The organism is Bradyrhizobium sp. 21, from assembly GCF_023073335.1.
Taxonomy (GTDB): domain Bacteria; phylum Pseudomonadota; class Alphaproteobacteria; order Rhizobiales; family Xanthobacteraceae; genus Bradyrhizobium.
In genome coordinates this window covers 1-2,409 of sequence record NZ_JADPJG010000025.1, presented here as the reverse complement: position 1 = coordinate 2,409, position 2,409 = coordinate 1, and the positions used below count along the sequence as shown (strand labels likewise).

Genomic DNA, 2,409 nt, shown 5'->3' with positions numbered 1-2,409 from the left:
GCCTGCTCGGAGACATCGGCGACCTGGCTGGACAGGCTCTGCGTGGTCTCGGCGGTGCGGGTCAGCGTCGAGGCTGCCGATTCCAGCTGCACGGCGGAGGCCGAGACGTTGGAGACAATGGCGCCGACCGCGCTCTCGAAATCGTCGGCGAAGCGGATCAGCTCGGAGCGACGGCTTGCGGCCTGCTCCCTGTTCTGGACTTCGCTCGCGGCGGCATCGCGCTCGGCCTTGGCCACGGCCTGCACCTTGAACTCCTCGACCGCGCCGGCCATCTCGCCGATCTCGTCCCTGCGCCCCAGGCCCGGCAGCACGACGTCGAAATTGCCCGAGGCCAGCTCGCGCATCGCCTTGCACATCGCGATCATCGGACGCGAAATGCCGTTGCCCAGCATCCAGGCCAACGCGACGCCAATGGCGAGGCCGCCAAGCGCCATCATCAGCATCGTCCGCTCAGTGTCGCCGATGGTGGTATTGGCGCTCGCCTCGATCCGCTGCTGATCAGCAGTCAGATCCGACCGCAGCTCACCCGAGAGTTTCAGGATGCTCGCCGCCGTCTTGGTCATCTCCCCATTCGACTTGACGATGACTTTCACGTTCTCGGTCAGCTTTCCGAACGAGGTGCGGTACTGCTTCAGGAGACTGCCGATCTCGGTGACGCGATCGGTGATCTTCTGGTCATTGGCATAGATCGAGACCAGCAGGGTCTCCAGGAACTTGATGCGGGCGGTCACGCCGTCGGCGGTCTTCGGCTCCGGCTTGGCAACGAAGGCGCCGACCGAGGTGGAGACCGCAAGGTATTGCGATGTGATGTCCTTGGCCGTGGTCTGAACCGATGCGAGCCCCGCCAGCGCGGCGGTGTCGGCGAGATCGTCGAACTTGAAGCGGATCTTGTTGCCCACGCTGTTGAGCTCATCGGCCGCGATCTTGTTGTTTTCGCGCGTCAGCGTGATGATCTCGCTGAATATCTTCGTAAAACGCTGGAAATCCGCCTCGAGCTTGCCGACCTGCTCGCGGCGAGCGGCGCCGGTGGTGGCAGCCATCGACTTGGCGATCGCCGCCTTCAGATTTTCTTCGGCGGCCTTGGCCGCAGTCTCGTCATCCGCCGCGCCGGTCAGCGTATAGGCCCGCGTCAGTCCCTGATAGCTGATCAGCTCGCGATCGACCGTCCGCCCGAGGTCCGCTTCCGCCACGCTGGCGCGGTAGGAGGCTACGGCGGCCTGGATCCGCTCGAAGCCGAAATAGGCGAAAGCCATGCTGACGGCGAGGATGGCCAGCACCGCCGCAAAGCCGAGGATGATTTTTGCACGAAAACGCAAGGTGAGCAGCTTCGATGTGTTCGACTTCGACTTGACGGACATTCCCCCACCCCATTCCATTCGCGGAAAACCAGGCGCAGCCCGGAAGCAGCCCGCTTCCTGACTCTTCAGCACGTTACGGGCCAAAGGATAAGCGGCGGTAAATTTGTGGCGCCGCAACTGGCGGTTAGGCGACGGGGTGGTCCCGTCGTCCTGGACAAGGCAGCGGAGCGAGCGCTGATCCAAGACCCATTACCTCAGGGAGGTTTGGCGACGACTGGGATGACCAGCTCACGCTGCGACTCCTCCCCGGGGTAATGGGTCCCGGCCTTCGCCGGGACGACATTGGAGCGTGGCGCGAAGGTCGAGCCCCTACGCCGCCCGGATATTTCCCATGAAGCGGTCGAGCTCGGCGCGCAGGCGGGTGCTTTCGGATGACAGCGTCTTGGCCGAATGCAGCACCTCTTCGGAGGCCGAGCCGGTCTCGGCGGCGCCGCGGTTGACCTGACCGATATCGGTGGCGGCAGTCTGGGTGCCCTGCGCGACGGTCTGGACGCTGCGCGCGATTTCCTGGGTCGCCGCGCCCTGCTGCTCGACTGCGCTCGCGATCGACGTGGAGATCGACGAGATCTGGCCGATGGTCGCGCCGATCTCCTTGATCGCCGCAACCGATTCGGCGGTGGCGCCCTGCATGCCGGTGATGTGCGAGGAGATTTCGTCAGTGGCCTTCGCGGTCTGGCTCGCGAGCGACTTCACTTCGCTGGCCACCACGGCGAAGCCGCGGCCGGCTTCACCGGCGCGTGCCGCCTCGATGGTGGCATTGAGCGCGAGAAGATTGGTCTGCTCGGCGATCGCCGTGATCAGCTTGACGACCTCGCCGATCTGCTGGGCGGCATGCGAGAGCTTGCCGATGCGGCCGTCGGTCTCCTTCGCCTGCACGACGGCAGCCTCAGCGATTCGGCTGGAATCGCGGACCTGGCGGCCGATCTCCTCGACCGAGGCCGAAAGCTCTTCCGTCGCGGTGGCGACAGACTGCATGTTGCTGGAAGCCTGCTCGGAGACATCGGCGACCTGGCTGGACAGGCTCTGCGTGGTCTCGGCGGTGCGGGTCAGC

The 2,409-nt window shown here is 65.2% G+C and carries 2 protein-coding genes; both read right to left on the bottom strand.

From position 1 onward, the window contains the following. Positions 1 to 1,358 (bottom strand): HAMP domain-containing protein (locus tag IVB31_RS21160; RefSeq protein ID WP_247326590.1); only part of this gene is annotated, 1,358 nt, incomplete at its 3' end. Between the two features lie 309 nt (positions 1,359 to 1,667). Further along, positions 1,668 to 2,409: methyl-accepting chemotaxis protein (locus IVB31_RS21155; protein WP_247326573.1), on the bottom strand; the 742-nt coding region annotated here is incomplete at its 5' end.